Origin of the sequence: Campylobacter sp. BCW_4338, assembly GCF_001763255.1 — a bacterium.
GTDB lineage: Bacteria > Campylobacterota > Campylobacteria > Campylobacterales > Campylobacteraceae > Campylobacter_D > Campylobacter_D jejuni.
This window is the reverse complement of sequence record NZ_MJYJ01000065.1, coordinates 101,099-118,852: the sequence shown is the minus strand read 5'-3', so window position 1 is coordinate 118,852 and position 17,754 is coordinate 101,099. Positions and strand designations below refer to the sequence as shown.

Sequence of the window (17,754 nt, the reverse complement as noted above, 5' to 3'; positions counted from 1 at the left end):
AAAAGGTAAGCTACTAAGAGCGAATGGTGGATGCCTTGACTGGTAAAGGCGATGAAGGACGTACTAGACTGCGATAAGCTACGGGGAGTTGTCAAGAAGCTTTGATCCGTAGATTTCCGAATGGGGCAACCCAATGTATAGAGATATACATTACCTATATAGGAGCGAACGAGGGGAATTGAAACATCTTAGTACCCTCAGGAAAAGAAATCAATAGAGATTGCGTCAGTAGCGGCGAGCGAAAGCGCAAGAGGGCAAACCCAGTGCTTGCACTGGGGGTTGTAGGACTGCAATGTGCAAGAGCTGAGTTTAGCAGAACATTCTGGAAAGTATAGCCATAGAGGGTGATAGTCCCGTATGCGAAAAACAAAGCTTAGCTAGCAGTATCCTGAGTAGGGCGGGACACGAGGAATCCTGTCTGAATCCGGGTCGACCACGATCCAACCCTAAATACTAATACCAGATCGATAGTGCACAAGTACCGTGAGGGAAAGGTGAAAAGAACTGAGGTGATCAGAGTGAAATAGAACCTGAAACCATTTGCTTACAATCATTCAGAGCACTATGTAGCAATACAGTGTGATGGACTGCCTTTTGCATAATGAGCCTGCGAGTTGTGGTGTCTGGCAAGGTTAAGCAAACGCGAAGCCGTAGCGAAAGCGAGTCTGAATAGGGCGCTTAGTCAGATGCTGCAGACCCGAAACGAAGTGATCTATCCATGAGCAAGTTGAAGCTAGTGTAAGAACTAGTGGAGGACTGAACCCATAGGCGTTGAAAAGCCCCGGGATGACTTGTGGATAGGGGTGAAAGGCCAATCAAACTTCGTGATAGCTGGTTCTCTCCGAAATATATTTAGGTATAGCGTTGTGTCGTAATATAAGGGGGTAGAGCACTGAATGGGCTAGGGCATACACCAATGTACCAAACCCTATCAAACTCCGAATACCTTATATGTAATCACAGCAGTCAGGCGGCGAGTGATAAAATCCGTCGTCAAGAGGGAAACAACCCAGACTACCAGCTAAGGTCCCTAAATCTTACTTAAGTGGAAAACGATGTGAAGTTACTTAAACAACCAGGAGGTTGGCTTAGAAGCAGCCATCCTTTAAAGAAAGCGTAATAGCTCACTGGTCTAGTGATTTTGCGCGGAAAATATAACGGGGCTAAAGTAAGTACCGAAGCTGTAGACTTGCACACAACTTAGATTATTTAAGTTTAGAATATAAAAAAACTAAGTTATATGTTTTAAGTTATATTTTTACTGATTTTTATAGAGTAAAGATAGAAATAAAGCTTAGTAAAATCAGTAAAAATATTCTTGGTTTAAAGTTTAAGTAGTTTAAGTTGTGTGCAAGTGGTAGGAGAGCGTTCTATTTGCGTCGAAGGTATACCGGTAAGGAGTGCTGGAGCGAATAGAAGTGAGCATGCAGGCATGAGTAGCGATAATTAATGTGAGAATCATTAACGCCGTAAACCCAAGGTTTCCTACGCGATGCTCGTCATCGTAGGGTTAGTCGGGTCCTAAGTCGAGTCCGAAAGGGGTAGACGATGGCAAATTGGTTAATATTCCAATACCAACATTAGTGTGCGATGGAAGGACGCTTAGGGCTAAGGGGGCTAGCGGATGGAAGTGCTAGTCTAAGGTCGTAGGAGGTTATACAGGCAAATCCGTATAACAATACTCCGAGAACTGAAAGGCTTTTTGAAGTCTTCGGATGGATAGAAGAACCCCTGATGCCGTCGAGCCAAGAAAAGTTTCTAAGTTTAGCTAATGTTGCCCGTACCGTAAACCGACACAGGTGGGTGGGATGAGTATTCTAAGGCGCGTGGAAGAACTCTCTTTAAGGAACTCTGCAAAATAGCACCGTATCTTCGGTATAAGGTGTGGTTAGCTTTGTATTAGGATTTACTCCGAAAGCAAGGAAACTTACAACAAAGAGTCCCTCCCGACTGTTTACCAAAAACACAGCACTCTGCTAACTCGTAAGAGGATGTATAGGGTGTGACGCCTGCCCGGTGCTCGAAGGTTAATTGATGGGGTTAGCATTAGCGAAGCTCTTGATCGAAGCCCGAGTAAACGGCGGCCGTAACTATAACGGTCCTAAGGTAGCGAAATTCCTTGTCGGTTAAATACCGACCTGCATGAATGGCGTAACGAGATGGGAGCTGTCTCAAAGAGGGATCCAGTGAAATTGTAGTGGAGGTGAAAATTCCTCCTACCCGCGGCAAGACGGAAAGACCCCGTGGACCTTTACTACAGCTTGACACTGCTACTTGGATAAGAATGTGCAGGATAGGTGGGAGGCTTTGAGTATATGACGCCAGTTGTATATGAGCCGTTGTTGAGATACCACTCTTTCTTATTTGGGTAGCTAACCAGCTTGAGTTATCCTCAAGTGGGACAATGTCTGGTGGGTAGTTTGACTGGGGCGGTCGCCTCCCAAATAATAACGGAGGCTTACAAAGGTTGGCTCAGAACGGTTGGAAATCGTTCGTAGAGTATAAAGGTATAAGCCAGCTTAACTGCAAGACATACAAGTCAAGCAGAGACGAAAGTCGGTCTTAGTGATCCGGTGGTTCTGTGTGGAAGGGCCATCGCTCAAAGGATAAAAGGTACCCCGGGGATAACAGGCTGATCTCCCCCAAGAGCTCACATCGACGGGGAGGTTTGGCACCTCGATGTCGGCTCATCGCATCCTGGGGCTGGAGCAGGTCCCAAGGGTATGGCTGTTCGCCATTTAAAGCGGTACGCGAGCTGGGTTCAGAACGTCGTGAGACAGTTCGGTCCCTATCTGCCGTGGGCGTAAGAAGATTGAAGAGATTTGACCCTAGTACGAGAGGACCGGGTTGAACAAACCACTGGTGTAGCTGTTGTTCTGCCAAGAGCATCGCAGCGTAGCTAAGTTTGGAAAGGATAAACGCTGAAAGCATCTAAGCGTGAAGCCAACTCTAAGATGAATCTTCTCTAAGCTCTCTAGAAGACTACTAGTTTGATAGGCTGGGTGTGTAATGGATGAAAGTCCTTTAGCTGACCAGTACTAATAGAGCGTTTGGCTTATCTTTAATAAAGCATCACTTCCTTGTTAAGGTTTTTAAGAAAGCTTTGAATGTTTTATATGAAATATTTATATAAACATTATGTTTTTAAGCTAATAAAATCTTTCAAGTAGAGTTTGTATTAGAACTTGCTCTTAACATTGTTTTTTAAGTATTCTATATAAAAACTTATTAAAGATAAAAGATAAGTAAAGAAGAAAGAGAATAAAGAAAAAAATAAAGAAATAAAAGATTAAGCTTTATTTATAAATTAAATCTTTCAAAGAATATTTAAATAACAATGTCCGTGATTATACAGATGTGGAAACGCCTTGCTCCATCCCGAACCAAGAAGCTAAGCACATCGTGGGTGATGATACTACGCCTTACTGGCAGGGGGAAAGTAGCTCATTGCGGACTTGTTAAATGTCTTCATTGCTTACTTTATATATAAATCCTATGTTTATTTTTATTGTTGTTTTAGATGATGCTTAGAATTGTGTTTAAAAAAGAGTTTGTTGCTGTTTAGGGTTTTTAAGAGAATAGGGTGTTTTTAGGAGTTTGGAAAGTTTAATATATTTGTATGGATTGTATAAATTTAGTTCTTTTAAAAAAGTTGTTTGGGTGATCGGCTACTTGGTTTATTGATATAATTTTAAATAAAAAATAGAAATTAATATATAAATTCACGATGAAATTGTTAATTTTATTAATTATTAAGTTTAATTAACATAAACTTTATATATAAAAGTTAATATAATTTAAATAAGATAATTTATATCTTAAACTATTTATTTCATAATTATATTATCTTAAAAATTTTATTTATAAGGTGTATCTTATGAAAAAGCTTATTTCTAAGGGAAAGGTTTTAACCCTATTACTTGGGGTGGGATTTGCTTTAAATGTGAGTAGTGCAGAAAATTCAAATGTTCTTATTCAAGGAGAAGTTGCACAAGATGGCGATACTAAACCAAGAACACTTGAGGGTTATGTGCACCAAGAAGATGCGTTTTTTAAATATCTTAAAGAACATCATCCTATGTTTAAATATGAAAAAGAAGGTCGTATAGTAGGTAAATATGCTATTAGTGATAGGGAAGAAGAATATGTAGAATTTTCTAATGGTCCTACTTTTGCACAGCAAAACAATCTAGCTCATACTTCAGTAACTTATCGTTTAGGAATGGAATCTTTTTTAGATTTTCCAAACAAATTTGTAGGTCCAAAAAAATGTGGTGAATGTCATCCTGCTCAATATAAAGCTTGGGAAAGATCACGTCATGCAAAAACCGTTCGTTTTCCTGATGAGTTTGAAGAAGTAGGAAATGATTTAAAAAAACCTATGTATAACTCACAATCTACTATTTTACCAGATGGAATTTATCCTGATGATGTCTATGCTGTAATTGGAACACCTAGAACAAAATATGGTTTTATTGATAGATGGTTGGTTCGTGGAACTTATCATGTTGAAGATGGAAATCTTAGCAATATGACAGGAAAAATAGTAGCCGGAGGTAATCAATTCTCAAGACTTTGGAGTGAGTTTTTAACACCTGAAATGACCAAAAAAATAGCAGAATTTTCTCCAGGTTTCCCTACTACTATGGAACAATTTGGAGGTAATGGCTCTCAAGTTTGGGGAACAAATTCTTATGCAGCACAATATCGTAAAAATATGCTTTTTCAGCCTGCAAGTTCTTATTGTGAAACCTGTCATAGTTTTAAATTTGATTTTAAAAGCAAAGAAGAATTTTATAAAGCTTTAGGAAATACTCAAGAGCTTAGAAAACATACAATTTCAAAAGGTATTTCTTGTGAAGAATGTCATGGTGCAGGTGCTCATCTTTATGGTGCTAGAGGTGCAGGTATGCCATCAAACTGCGAAAGATGTCATCAAAGATTTTCTTATAATGAAGAAGATGCTAAGAAAAATCCTAGAAAACCATTTAATGCCTTCTTCAAATCTAGCTGTCCAGCTTGTGGAACTGAAGGTGCGCAAATGTATAGTTCAGTTCACTATGATAAGGGTATGAGATGTTCTACTTGCCACGATCCTCATGAGGTTACTTTCAATGATTGGAAAGATGGATATACTAAAGTAGGGCTTAAAAAAACTTGTACAGATTGTCATGACACACAAGCTAGCTTCTTTAAACAAGGAGGAATTCATTCAAAAGATAATTGTACAGCTTGTCACATGCCAAATATGATGAGTTGTGAAAACTTTGGAGCAGTTCAAAATCCCGATAAAGGTGGATTTGATAATGTTAGAGCTTCTCACATTTGGAAAATAAAAGTTGATAAAACTGCTAAAACTCTTAATCCGCCAGAAGGTAAAGAAAGATCTCCAAAAACTCCAGGATGGACCATCGCTAGAGATGATGATGGAAGATTTTTCCTTGATTTAATGTGGGCTTGTGGACGTACAAGTTTTAGTGATCCAAATTTAATGGGGCCAGGTGCAAGTGGATGTCACAGTGCGGTTCAATCAAATTTACCTAAAAAACTTCATTTTACAGATCAAGAGACTATCTACGACATTGTCTTAGGTTGGCAAAAACCCGTAAAAGATGGATATGAAAATATTCTTAAAGGCGTGAAAGAAATTGATAAAGCTATGGCTGAAAATCCTAAACTTTCTGTAGAGAAAAAATCTCGTGTTATTACTTTGGCAAATCAAGCAAGGGCTATTGCAGAAAAATTGCAAAAAGATGGTTCTTGGGGTGTGCATGGTCCTGTTTACTCCAAAAAAATAGTAGATGAGGCTTTGGTTTATATACAAGAAGCTAAAAATATTTTAAAATAAAATTTTCGCCCATTTTTTGGGCGAGTCTAAGGAGTAAATTTTGAAACAAAGTTTAATAAAATTTATATTGCTTGCTGTTTTTTGTTTTTCAACCCCTTTTTTACTTGCCGACGGAAAAATTCAAATAGGTATAGTTGAAGGTGTAACTCCTATCAGCATGAAAGATGCTGAAAAACTTTTAGGGCAAAAAAATGTATATTTTGTGGATATTAATTCCAAGGAAGAAAGAGAAGTTGCAGGTAATATACCTAATGCTGTTTTAGTTGATGCGCAAAATTGGCAAAATTTATTACCTGATGATTTTAATGCAACTTTAATTTTTTATGGGTCGAATCGTTTTACTTTTGATGCTTCTAATATTGCAAATTTAAGCCAAAAATTAGGTTATACCCATGTTTATGTTATGTTAGATGGTATAGAATCTTGGGTGCTTTCTGGAAGAAAAGTTCAAAAAGAACAAATAGAAAAATGGCAAAACGCTAAAAATTTAGATGATTTTAAAGATAGCATTCATTCAAGAATGTATTTTGGAGATGTTCCAAGTTGTAGGGATTGCCACGGAAAAGGCGAAGATAAAAAATCTATTCGCTACAATAATGCTGCAAATTTGGAACTTATTAATAAAAACTGCGCAAGTTGTCATAAAGATGTAGATAAAGAATTTAAACACAGCATTCATCAAAATATCAGCCAAATACAACTTGATAAAGATGGAAAAAAGAAAAAAATTCCAACTTGTACCACTTGTCACGATATCCACAACAACGATCCGTTAATGAATGCAATGACCTTAAAACAAAGAAGTGATTTTAAATGTGGCGAATGTCATCAAGATAAGCAAGATCGCTATCATGATACTTTCCATGGTAAGGCTATGGTATTAAATAGTCCCGGTAGCGCTCCAAAAATCGCAGCCTGTTATGATTGTCACGGCAAACACAATATTTTAAAAGTTGAAGATTTAAACTCAACCCTATCGTCTTTAAATCGTGTTCAAACTTGTGCGCAATGTCATCCAAATTCTAATGAAAATTTTGCCAATTTTATTGCACATGCTGATCATAGTGATGGAGAAAACTATCCTTTACTTCACGGTGCTTATATCTTTATGACCGCTTTAGTAATAGGAGTTTTTGTGTTCTTTGGTTTGCATACTTTACTTTGGAGTATAAGACTGATTTTAGCAAGACTTTCACATCCTATAGAATGGAAAAAAGCAAAAGAAAATGCACACAATGACAAGGTTTTAATCAAACGTTTTTCAACCTTCCATAAAATTCAGCATTTCTTTATGGCGGCAAGTTTCTTAGGACTTGCTTTCTCAGGTTTGCCGCAAAAATTTTATACCGCTCCTTGGGCGCAAACCATGATAGATCTTATGGGTGGACCAATCGGTGCAACCATAGTGCATCATATTAGTGCTATTGTTATGTTTATAGTCTTTTTCTCTCATATTGGAGAAATCATACTTGTAAACTGGAAAAGAAGAGATTTAGTGCGTGATCCACAAACAGGAAAACTTGATAAAATGAAAATTTTAAAAGCCCTTTTTGGACCTGATTCTTTAATGCCAAATTGGCAGGACTTTAAAGATATGAAAGCACATTTTAAATGGTTTTTTGGCATGGGTGAAAGACCACAATTTGACCGCTGGACTTATTGGGAAAAATTTGATTATCTAGCAGTATTTTGGGGTATGTTTGTTATAGGACTTTCAGGATTGGTTTTATGGTTCCCTACTTTCTTTAGTACCTTTTTACCAGGTTGGATGATCAATCTTTGTTCTTTAGTGCACTCTGATGAAGCTTTACTTGCAACAGGATTTATCTTTGCAATCCACTTCTTCAATACTCATTTTAGAGCAGATCGCTTCCCTATGGATATGGTAATTTTCTCAGGAACCCAAAGTGAAGCCGAGATTAAACAAGAAAGAAATGCGTATTATCAACGCCTAAAAGAAAGCGGAAAGCTTGAAAGTTTATATGAGAAAAACTCTAAATTTAATTCTTATAAAGGCATTGCTAAATTAGCAGGTTATTTGATGCTGATTACAGGAATGATCTTTTTATTCTTGATGATTTATGCTTTTATAGTGGATTTGTTAAAATAATAATTGCCTAGATTTTCTAGGCAATTTTAAATGAAAGGATTTGATGTTAAAAAAACTGATTTTAGGATTTATAATATTATTATTTTGTGCTTGTAATGATGAAAAAATAGATGAAAATATTCTTTCCAAAGGAACAAAAACTACAGAACAATACAAACAAGATACAAACAATCTTGATCTCAACTCTTACAAAGAAATCGCAGAATTTTTTAAAGACAATCAAAATATTGTTTTTTCTGACAAACCTGTGCTAATTATTTTTAGTGCAAATAATTGTGTTTATTGCGATAAATTAAAACACGAAATTCAAAACAACAAAGAAGTTCAAAATATCTTAAAAAACACATATAATTCTTATTATATCAATACAAGTTATCATAAAATTCATAATTACGACAATAAAAAAACAAGCACAGAAGAACTTTCAAGAGAATTCAATATAGACGCTACGCCTACTTTGATATTTTTTACTCCTAAACATAAAACTTTACTGATTTATCCTGGTTTTATGAGTGCTAAACGCCTTGCTTTGACTATGGAAATTTTAAAAGATGAAAAAAATCAAAAGCTTAATGAAGATGAGCTTTTTAAAACACTTTTTCTAGCATACAAGGAGAAAAATGTTTAAGAAAATCTTTTTTTCCTTTTGGATGAGTCTTATTTTACTTTTTATCTATGCTCTTTCTTGTGCAGTAGCGACTTTTGTCGAAAATGATTTTGGTGCAAATACTGCTAAAGCCTTAGTTTATAATGCTTTATGGTTTGATATCTTACACTTTTTGCTTTTAATCAATCTTATAGGTATTATTTTTATACATAAACTTTTGCAAAGAAAAAAATACGCTTCCTTGCTCTTGCATAGTGCTTTTATAGTAATTTTACTTGGCGCTGCAATCACGCGTTATTTTGGCGTAGAAGGAGGTATGCACATTAGAGAAGGGCAAAGTTCTGATATCATTGTGACAAGAGATGAATTTATAGCCTTAATGCTTTATAATGATGAAGGTAAGGTTATAGAATATCAATCCTTTGGGGTGGCTTTTAATCCTTTACTCCATAATAGTTTTGAGAAAAAAGTTTCCATGCAACAAAATAAAACTATAAATTTAAAACTACTTGATTATGAAAAAGCCCATAATGCAATGAGCAATCCTATCATCAAAATGCAAATTTCTTTTAATAATGAAAGCAAAGAAATTTTACTCACTCCAAATTACAACAATGAAAATGTTTTACCTTTTAGACTAGGAGGTGAAATTTTTGCACTCAACTGGGGTCCTGAAGAGATCAAATTGCCTTTTTCTTTGGCTTTAAAAGATTTTATCCTAGATCGCTACGCAGGTTCTATGAGTCCTTCTTCTTATGCTTCAGATATCGAAGTGATCGATCAAGATAAAAGTTTTGAGTATAAAATTTTTATGAATAATGTTTTAGATTATGGCGGATATAGATTTTTTCAAAGTTCTTATGATCAAGACGAACAAGGCACGATACTTTCAGTCAATAAAGATCCTGGAAAAATTCCAACCTATATAGGCTATACTTTGCTGACTTTAGGTTTTTTATGGATTTTATTTGCTAAAAACTCAAGATTTCAAAAATTATCAAACTATCTTAAAAATCAAAAAAATCTTTTATTAATTCTTTTTTGTCTTTTTGCTTTTAATATAAAAAGTTTTGCCGATGAAAATACCTTAAAGCTTATACAAAATATCAAAGAAAATTCTGCAAAACATTCTATGCTTTTTGGAAGCTTACTTGTGCAAGACTTTGATGGCAGGATAAAACCTATCGATACTTTAGCGATGAATTACATCCATAAAATTACCAAAAAAAATGATTTTTTAGGTTTAAACTATAATCAAATTTTTCTTGGCATGATGATGTATCCACAACATTTTAGACAAATAAAAATGATTAGCGTAAAAACTGCAAAGCTAAAAGAAATTTTAGGTGTAGATAAAAATGAAAAATATCTTGCTTACGATGATGTTTTTGATGGAGATTTTTACAAACTTTCAAACTATATAGAAGAAGCAAACCGCAAAAAACCTGCTCTAAGAGATCAGTTTGATAAAGATATTTTAGCTCTTGATGAAAAAATCAACACTGCTTTTTATATCTATAGCGGAGAAATTTTTAGAATATTTCCTGATCCAAGCCAAAAAACCTATACTTGGTATTCTCCTGCTACACCTATGCCTTTTGATTTAAAGGATATAGAAAATATACAAAGCTTATTGGCAAAATATTTTTTTGATTTTGAACAAGCTCTTAGTACCAAAGATTTTTCTAAAGCCGATGAAAGTTTAGAAAGACTTAAAAATTTCCAAAATTTTTATGGATCAAATCTTATCCCTACACCTACTCAAATTTCTTTAGAGCTTTTTTTAAATCATTATAATATTTTTGATAATCTCACCCCTATTTATCTTTTACTAGGTAGTATGCTTTTTATCTTATTAGTCTATGAAATTTTAAGCCTTAAAAAAGCTCCAAAAATGCTTAAAAATGCCATTTTCATTCTCATTGCTTTAAGTGTTTTAGCTCATGCTTTAGCTTTAATCTTTCGTTGGTATGTAGGAGATCACGCTCCTTGGAGTAATGCTTATGAAAGTATGGTTTATATAGCTTTTGCTTGTGCTTTTGCGGGACTTGTTTTTTATAAAAGATCTTCTTTAGCGCTTTGTACTGCAAGTATTATGGCTGGAATTTCTCTTTTTGTAGCACATCTTGGTTTTATGGATCCACAAATTACAAATCTTGTGCCCGTTTTAAAATCCTATTGGCTTAATATCCATGTTTCTATCATCACTGCAAGCTATGGATTTTTAGGACTTTGCTTTTTGCTTGGAGTATTTAGCTTGATTTTATTTATGTTAAGAAATCCAAAAAAAGCTCAAATAGATCAAAGTATTTTAAACTTACATTGTATCAACGAAATGGCGATGATAATAGGACTTGCTTTACTCACTATAGGAAATTTCTTAGGTGGAGTTTGGGCAAATGAAAGCTGGGGAAGATACTGGGGCTGGGATTCTAAAGAAACTTGGGCTTTAATTTCTATTATTGTTTATACTATGATTTTACATCTTAGATTTATCTCAAAATTTAACAATCCTTACGCCTTTGCAAGTGCGAGTGTTATAGGATTTTATTCTATTTTGATGACTTATTTTGGGGTAAATTTCTATCTTTCAGGATTGCATTCTTATGCAGCAGGAGATCCTGTGCCTGTGCCTAAATTTTTATATTTTTTCATTGCTTTTACAGTGATTTTAATTTTAGGAGCATTTTTTAAAAGAAGACTTAAAAATCCTGTATAAATTTACCCTTGAAATTTCAAGGGTAAATAAGAAGTTAGAATTCTTTTCTTGTATCCATGGAGCCTACGATTTTTCCAGTTTTTGGATCGACCATGATAGCATTTACATCACCCATATAAGGTTCTTTGGTGATTTTATAGCCCATTTTTTCAAGATTGTTTTGCACATCTTTGATGATTCCAAAAGGCTCTATTCTGATTTCATCAGGTAGCCACTGCATGTGAAATCTTGGAGCTTCTACTGCTGTTGATATGTCCATTTTATGATCGATCACATTTGAAATCACTTGTAAAACTGTCGTGATGATCCTAGAACCACCTGGACTACCTACTACCATAAATACTTTTCCATCTTTTAGTATGATAGTTGGACTCATAGAGCTTAAAGGTCTTTTTTTAGGTTCTATAGCATTAGCTTCTCCGCCTACAAGTCCGTATAAATTTGGCACGCCTGGTTTGATTGAAAAATCATCCATTTCATCATTGAGTAAAAACCCTGCCCCTTCAACCGCAGCGCCCGAACCATAACTCGCATTGATAGTATAGGTAATGCTTACAGCATTGCCTTTGCTATCTAGTACAGAATAATGAGTGGTATTATGTCCTTCGTGAATTTGTCCTAAACCAGGTTTTACTTTTGAGCTTGGTAAAGCCTTGTCTTTTGGAATTTTTGCATAAATTTCTTTGGCGTATTCTTTGCTTGTAAGTTTATCAAGTGGGATTTTTACAAAATCAGGATCACCCATGTATTCTGATCTATCCGCATAAGCTTGACGCATAGCTTCAGCCATTATGTGTAAAGTTTTAGAGCTTGCAAAGCCTAAATTTTCTATATTGGCATTTTCCATGATATTTAAAATTTCGATAATATGAGCACCCCCACTGCTAGGTGGCGACATGGAAATGATATCATAACCCCTATAAGTGCCTTCTACAGGTTTTCTCCAAATAGCTTGGTATTGTGCTAGATCTTCTTTAGTGATAATGCCTTTGTTTTTAGCCATATCCGTTGCTATTAAATCAGCGATTTTTCCCTTATAAAAAGCATCAGGACCTTCCTTTGCGATAAGTTTTAAAGTTTTTGCTAGATCTTTTTGGACAAATAAATCCCCGCTTTTATAAGTGCTACCATCTTTTTTAAGGAAATATTTGCTTGAACTAGGAAATTCTTTAAACATATCTTTAGCTTCTAGCATGGTTTGTTCTTGTCTATCATTGATGAGATAACCTTTTTCAGCTAGTTTTATAGCAGGAGCCATCAAGTCTTTTAGTTTCATAGTGCCGTAGCGATCAAGCATAGCACTCATACCTTTAACCGTTCCTGGTACTCCAGCAGCTAGATAACCTATAGTTGAAGCATCTTTTATAACTTCTCCTTTGCTATCAAGATACATATTTCTGCTTGCTTTTAAAGGTGCCATTTCTCTAAAATCAAGCGTGGTATTTTCTCCATTGGCTAGATGAATGACTGCAAAGCCACCACCACCTATGTTTCCTGCTGCAGGATGCACTACAGCCAAAGCATAACCTACAGCTACAGCTGCATCTATGGCATTTCCGCCTTTGTCAAGAACTTCTTTGCCTATTTTATTGGCTAGCTCGTGACTTGATAAAACAAGTCCTGTGCCCGTTCTATCTTGTATAGGTGGATTAGCTGCACCAAAACTTAGCGTGATTGAAATCGCAAATATAGCTAAATAACGCATTTTACTCCTTTTTAATGATATATAGAATTATTGTAACAAAACTAGGGGTATTGATAAATTTAAAAAATGATATATTTTTATAAAAATATTTAAAATTTTAAAATTTTGTATCAAATATTCTCATTTTATATAATTATTTTTTTATAAAATTACAAAAAGTAACTTTTAAATTTTATACCAAACTTGAGATTTTTTTGCTAAAATATTTAAAATTTATTGAAAGTGCAATATGAAATTTGAAGCTATAAATGAAAAAGAATTTTTAAATCCCTACCACCGCAAAAAGCCTATCTTAGAAACAGAACTAAACGAATTTATCAAAACTTTAAAAGACTACAAAATAAATTTAGAAAACAATCTCAAAAACAACGAAGATTCCCTTGTGGCAAACGCTCTTAGCAAATTTTTTGAAAATTTATCTTTTCAATGCGAAGTCAAAAGCATACACAAAGGCAACAGCGGTATAGACTTAGCCTTAAAAAAAGATGGTCTTACTCAAGTCATCATCGAAGCAAAACTGCCTAATTCTAGGGAATTTTTTAGCCCAAGCAAACCCAACTGCAAGGCTTTGCATGAGTGCATTTTATACTATCTTCGCGAAAGAAAAGCGTTAAATTCATCGCTTAAGCACATCATCATCACGGATTTTTATAGCTTTTTTATCTTTAAGGCGGATTTGTTTGAAGAGCTTTTTAACAAAAACAAGTATTTTAAAGAAGCTTTTGAAAATTTTGAAAGCAAAAACTCGCTTTTTAAAGGCAATACCGATGAAATTTATCAAGAATTTGAAAAGATTTTAAATGGCGATAGCACTTTAAAAGGGCTTTTTGTGGATTTAAAACCTATCTTAGAACAAGATAAGTTAAGCTTTAGTAAGCTTAAGCCTTTGCTAAAAATTTTTAGCAAAGATTGTTTGCTAGGTGAGTTTAACTCCAACGATGCAAATTCACTCAACAACGCTTTTTACAAAGAGCTTTTATATATCTTAGGGCTTTATGAGAGCAAACAAAACTCAAAACTCATCATCACAAAAAGTGAAGAAAGCAAAGAAGAGCAAGGAACTTTCTACACCGCTATAAATTCTAAGCTTAAAGAAGAAAATTTTGAAACCATCTTAAAACTTTTGATCTTATGGCTTAATCGAATTTTGTTTTTAAAGCTTATAGAGTCAAATTTGGTGCGTTTTAATGATGATAAAAATTTGAAATTTTTAAATTTCAAAAAAATCCCTGATTTTGACAAGCTTAGCGAACTTTTCTTTGAAGTTTTAGCCAAAGAAAAAAGCACGAGAAAGAAAAGCGAATTTGCTTATCTGCCTTATTTAAATTCTTCTTTGTTTGAAAAACAAAGCATAGAAAACACACTTGAAATTTCAAGCTTAAGCAATGACTTAAAGCTTTTTTACTATAAAAACACTGTGCTAAAAGACGATAAATGCAAGGCTAAAAAAGGACAAGTGGGGCTTTTAGAATACTTGTTTGAATTTTTGGATAGCTTTGATTTTGGTAGCGATGATGAGCAAAGCGAAATTTTAACTCAAAAAGAACTCATAAGCTCAAGCGTTTTAGGAAATGTGTTTGAAAAACTCAATGGCTACAAAGAAGGGAGCTTTTACACGCCAAGCTTTATCACTTCTTATATGTGTAAAGAAAGTATCACAAAAGTTGTGATTGATAAATTCAACGCTCAATTTGATCTTGATGCTAAAAATATAAACGAACTAAGAAAGTCTTTAAGAAAAGAAGACAAAAAAGCACAAAAAGAGCTTTTAAACTCTATAAAAATTTGCGATCCTGCAGTGGGAAGTGGGCATTTTTTGGTTTCTGCTTTAAATGTTATGTTGAGCATTTATGATGAGCTAAATCTTTTTGATGAAGAGTTTTACCTAGAAGTACAAAACGATGAAATTCTCATCACGGGTAGAAAAGGCGAGTTTATAGAGTATAAACGCCCAAGTACGCCTAAAGATAAAGCCCATCTTATCCAGCAAGAACTTTTTCATACCAAAAAAGACATCATAGAAAACAACCTTTTTGGAGTCGATATCAACCCTAACTCATGCGAGATCACCAAGCTAAGGCTTTGGATAGAGCTTTTAAAACACAGTTTTTACCAAAACTTTGATGATGAGAATTATCATGATCTTAAAACCCTGCCAAACATCGATATAAACATAAAATGCGGAAATTCTTTGGTATCTTACTTTGAAACAGGCAAAAGTCTAAACCACTATCCTAACATCAAAGAACGCATTAACAAATACAAACGCATAGTAAAAGACTATAAAGAAGGCTTTTACACAGATAAAAGCCACATCAACCAAGAGATAAAAAATCTCAAAATTTCTTTTAAAAATTTCTGCTTTGCGGATAAATTTAAAAAAGAAATGAAAGGCTTTAACGACAAATGTGAAAAATACTCTAAAAAATACGGAAATTTCTTAGCTATAAATGATGAAAATTTGAAATTCTTTGTTAGTGCGAATTTGACTCTTTTTGACTTTGATGAAAAAGAAGCCACAAAAGAATTTGCAAATCTTAAAAAAGAATACGACAATATCTTCAACCTAGAAAGCAATCACCCTTTTGAATGGCGTTTTGAATTCCCTGAAATTTTGGACGATGATGGAAATTTCAAAGGCTTTGATCTCATCATCGGCAATCCACCTTATATAAGACAAGAGGAGCTTAAAGAACTCAAGCCCCATTTAGCTAAAAATTATAAGGTTTATAAAGGCACGAGCGATATTTATACTTATTTTTATGAACTAGGATTTAATGTTTTAAAAGATAGGGGGGGGGGTATTGAGCTATATCACTTCTAACAAATACACGCGTGCAGGATATGGGGAAGCTTTGCGTGAATTTTTGCTTAAAAATGTTAAGTTTTTAGAATACACTGATTTAAACGGCATAAAAGTTTTTGATAGTGCTACAGTGGATACTTCTATACTTTGTTTTGAAAAATCAAAAAGCAAAGATAATAAATTCAAATACCTTGCCCTAAGCAATGAAATTTTAAAAACTTGTGCTTATGACATTGGCTTATATAAGGACTTTGCAGAATTTTCGCAAAATTCTTTAAGCAAGGAAAGCTTCACTTTTAGCGATGAGAATACTAGTGCCTTAAAGGCCAAGATAGAACGCATAGGAACTCCGCTTAAAGAATGGCATGGGCTTAATATATATCGTGGAATTTTAACAGGCTATAATGAAGCCTTTATCATCACTACTGAAAAAAGAAATGAAATTTTAGCAAATTGCAAAGATGAAGCCGAAAAAGAACGCACCGCTAAACTTATGCGCAAAATGCTACGTGGACGCGATATAAAAAGATATAGTTACGAGTGGGCGGGACTTTGGGTGATAGGAACTTTTCCAAGTTTAAAAATCGATATAGAACAATATCCTGCTTTAAAGCAATATTTATCTCAATTTTTACCACGCATAGAACAAAGCGGAGAAAAAGGTTGTAGAAAGAAAACTAGCAATAAATGGTTTGAAACTCAAGACAATATCGCTTATTATGAAGAATTTGAAAGGGAAAAGATAGTGTATCCAAATATGAATAAGGAATTTATAGCGTTTTTTGACAATGAATTCTTTTTGTTAAATCAAAAATGTTTCATCTTATCTCATCAATCAAATAATAAAAAAGAATTATTATATTTAACGGCATTGCTAAATTCTAATGTTAATTTTTATTATTTTAAGCAAATTGGAGCGAAATTAGGTGTTAGTGGTTATGAAATGAGTAAAATATTTGTAGAAAAACTTCCTATACCAAAAATAAATTCTAAAAATGAAAAATTAGCCGATGAGCTTATAAATTTAGTCGATGAAATTTTAAAAGCCAAAGAACAAGACAAAAACGCAAATATCCAAGAACTAGAAAATAAAATCAATTCTTTGGTTTATAAACTTTACAACCTAAACGAAGAAGAAATAAAAATCATTGAAAATAAGGAGTGAAAATGAAATTTGCAGAATGTAATTTATTGGTAAATGAGCAAACGGTTAATAATTTTAATATTTTTTACAATATTTGCGAGGATCAATTTTCATATGAGAATACAGAGTATGTTATTAATTGTGAAATTATTAATCAAAATATTTTTTGGATATATGCTAGATTTGGAAAAATAAATCCGTATTCTAATGAAGTTTTTGATATAGAAACTAAAAAATCTGGAAAAAATCCAAAACAAAAGAAACAGGTAGAATTAAACAAGCAACTTTTTTGCATTTATGATTTACGCAGTCTTGTTTTATATATGTCAGATTTTCGCAAACAAAATTTTTTATCTTTTTATTTAAAAGAAAAATTCGGACAAAATTTTTTAATAAAAAAATATTTTATTAAGCCAGAAGAATTCGTAGAAACTATCACTTCTATTGAAAAAATTTCTTTTACATTTAAGAAAAATATTTTTACATCAGATATTTTTAATATGGTAGAAGATGAATTAGGATATGGAGCAACAGAATGTTTTTCATTGGAAACAAAAATAAACAAAAAAAGTATTTTTGATAGCGTTAAGAGTTTAAATTTTTTATTAAAAGTGCAGAAAATGAAAGATAATCATCAAATAGAAAAAATGAAATGTATAGGCAAAAACGATGATGGTATAGAAAGTATTTTTAATCTTGATAGTTATTTAAAAAAAATCGAGTTCAATTTAGAATTAGATGAAAATGGAATTTATGATGCACAAAAAGTTAAAGATATGGTTTTAAGAAAAATTAACTCTAAACAAGGATAAAAT

6 protein-coding genes, 2 rRNA genes and 1 pseudogene are annotated in these 17,754 nt (G+C 33.6%); 8 read left to right on the top strand and 1 reads right to left on the bottom strand.

The features are described from left to right. The first annotated feature begins 3 nt into the window (after positions 1 to 3). The 6 genes from AJN69_RS08930 to ccsA all read left to right on the top strand — a co-directional run bounded on the left by AJN69_RS08930 (position 4) and on the right by ccsA (position 11,284). Positions 4 to 3,063: ribosomal RNA gene (locus AJN69_RS08930) — 23S ribosomal RNA — on the top strand. 276 nt (positions 3,064 to 3,339) lie between these two features. Next, a 5S ribosomal RNA gene (rrf, locus tag AJN69_RS08925) occupies positions 3,340 to 3,456 on the top strand. 421 nt (positions 3,457 to 3,877) lie between these two features. After that, the gene (locus AJN69_RS08920; protein WP_070288127.1) at positions 3,878 to 5,848 is read left to right on the top strand and encodes a cytochrome C; all 1,971 of its coding nucleotides are present in this window, start codon (positions 3,878 to 3,880) and stop codon (positions 5,846 to 5,848) included. 40 nt (positions 5,849 to 5,888) lie between these two features. After that, positions 5,889 to 7,958 carry a rhodanese-like domain-containing protein gene (locus tag AJN69_RS08915; protein WP_083262301.1) on the top strand — a complete coding sequence of 690 codons (2,070 nt, stop codon included), beginning with the start codon at positions 5,889 to 5,891 and terminating at the stop codon, positions 7,956 to 7,958. A gap of 43 nt (positions 7,959 to 8,001) precedes the next feature. Further along, complete coding sequence (locus AJN69_RS08910) at positions 8,002 to 8,586, top strand: thioredoxin family protein (RefSeq protein ID WP_002922818.1); 585 nt, start codon at positions 8,002 to 8,004, stop codon at positions 8,584 to 8,586. Then, complete coding sequence (gene ccsA / locus AJN69_RS08905; protein WP_070243391.1) at positions 8,579 to 11,284, top strand: cytochrome c biogenesis protein CcsA; 2,706 nt, start codon at positions 8,579 to 8,581, stop codon at positions 11,282 to 11,284. The genes AJN69_RS08910 and ccsA overlap by 8 nt, the downstream gene beginning before the upstream one ends. 34 nt (positions 11,285 to 11,318) lie before the next feature. Here ccsA and ggt read toward each other — a convergent pair whose 3' ends face one another. Next, positions 11,319 to 12,989, bottom strand: a complete 1,671-nt coding sequence (ggt, locus tag AJN69_RS08900; RefSeq protein WP_070288121.1) for a gamma-glutamyltransferase — start codon at positions 12,987 to 12,989, stop codon at positions 11,319 to 11,321. Between the two features lie 229 nt (positions 12,990 to 13,218). Between ggt and AJN69_RS08895 the strand changes: the two are divergent. Beyond that, positions 13,219 to 16,960 (top strand): annotated as a pseudogene (locus AJN69_RS08895) (class I SAM-dependent DNA methyltransferase). Positions 16,961 to 16,962: 2 nt separating this feature from the next. Beyond that, positions 16,963 to 17,751 (top strand): hypothetical protein, encoded by a 789-nt coding sequence (locus AJN69_RS08890; protein ID WP_070288118.1) that lies wholly within the window; start codon positions 16,963 to 16,965, stop codon positions 17,749 to 17,751. Positions 17,752 to 17,754 lie beyond the last annotated feature (3 nt).

Excerpts from the sequence above, each read along its gene's own strand:
- ccsA (WP_070243391.1), top strand. The coding sequence starts at position 8,579 with ATGTTTAAGAAAATCTTTTTTTCCTTTTGGATGAGTCTTATTTTACTT.
- AJN69_RS08910 (WP_002922818.1), top strand. The coding sequence starts at position 8,002 with ATGTTAAAAAAACTGATTTTAGGATTTATAATATTATTATTTTGTGCT.
- ggt (WP_070288121.1), bottom strand. The coding sequence starts at position 12,989 with ATGCGTTATTTAGCTATATTTGCGATTTCAATCACGCTAAGTTTTGGT.
- AJN69_RS08890 (WP_070288118.1), top strand. The coding sequence starts at position 16,963 with ATGAAATTTGCAGAATGTAATTTATTGGTAAATGAGCAAACGGTTAAT.
- AJN69_RS08920 (WP_070288127.1), top strand. The coding sequence starts at position 3,878 with ATGAAAAAGCTTATTTCTAAGGGAAAGGTTTTAACCCTATTACTTGGG.